The sequence below is a fragment of the Limnobacter olei genome (assembly GCF_029087225.1).
Lineage (GTDB): Bacteria > Pseudomonadota > Gammaproteobacteria > Burkholderiales > Burkholderiaceae_B > Limnobacter > Limnobacter olei.
On record NZ_JARFJD010000054.1, the window covers coordinates 1 to 1133 of the forward strand.

1 protein-coding gene is annotated in these 1133 nt (G+C 54.7%); it reads right to left on the reverse strand.

Going from position 1 to position 1133, the window contains the following annotated elements:
• A partial coding sequence (tuf, locus tag PY990_RS16260) for an elongation factor Tu (RefSeq protein ID WP_275272485.1) occupies positions 1–1133 on the reverse strand: 1133 nt, incomplete at its 3' end.

Sequence of the window (1133 nt, forward strand, 5' to 3'; positions counted from 1 at the left end):
AAACGCAGACCTTCTTCCATCGCGATTGGGGCAATCAACTCAACATTGATCGACACGTTATCGCCTGGCAGTACCATTTCCTTGTCCGCCGGCAAGCTGATCGAGCCTGTCACGTCGGTTGTACGGAAATAGAACTGAGGACGGTAGTTGTTAAAGAATGGTGTGTGACGACCACCTTCTTCTTTGCTCAACACGTACACCTCGGCGCTAAAGCCTGTGTGTGGCTTGATCGTACCGGGCTTGGCCAATACCTGACCACGCTCCACGTCTTCACGCTTGGTACCACGCAGCAATACACCCACGTTGTCACCCGCCTGACCCTGATCCAGCAACTTGCGGAACATTTCCACGCCGGTACAAATTGTCTTGACTGTGTCCTTGATACCCACGATTTCGATTTCTTCACCAACCTTCACGATACCGCGCTCGATACGGCCTGTTACCACAGTGCCACGACCGGAGATTGAGAACACGTCTTCGATTGGCATCAGGAATGCGCCGTCAATGGCTCGCTCGGGTGTGGGGATGTAGGTGTCCAGCGCTTCGGCCAACTGCTTGATCGCGCCTTCGCCCAACTCGCCTGTGTCGCCTTCCAGCGCCAACTTGGCCGAACCTTTTACGATAGGCACGTCGTCGCCTGGGAAGTCATAGGAAGACAGCAACTCGCGCACTTCCATTTCCACCAGTTCCAACAACTCTTCGTCGTCCACCATGTCGCACTTGTTCAGGAACACGATGATGTAAGGCACGCCAACCTGACGGGCCAACAAAATGTGCTCGCGGGTCTGGGGCATGGGGCCGTCTGCTGCTGAACACACCAGAATCGCGCCGTCCATCTGCGCCGCACCAGTAATCATGTTCTTCACATAGTCGGCGTGACCTGGACAATCCACGTGCGCATAGTGACGCGCATCGGTTTCATACTCCACGTGCGCAGTGTTAATCGTAATGCCGCGCGCTTTCTCTTCCGGCGCCGCATCAATCTGATCGTAGCCCTTGGCTTCACCATGGCCGCTCAAACGCGCCAATACTGTTGTGATCGCCGCTGTCAATGTTGTCTTGCCATGGTCCACGTGACCAATCGTTCCAACGTTTACGTGTGGCTTCTTACGCTCAAACTTTTCTTTTGCCAT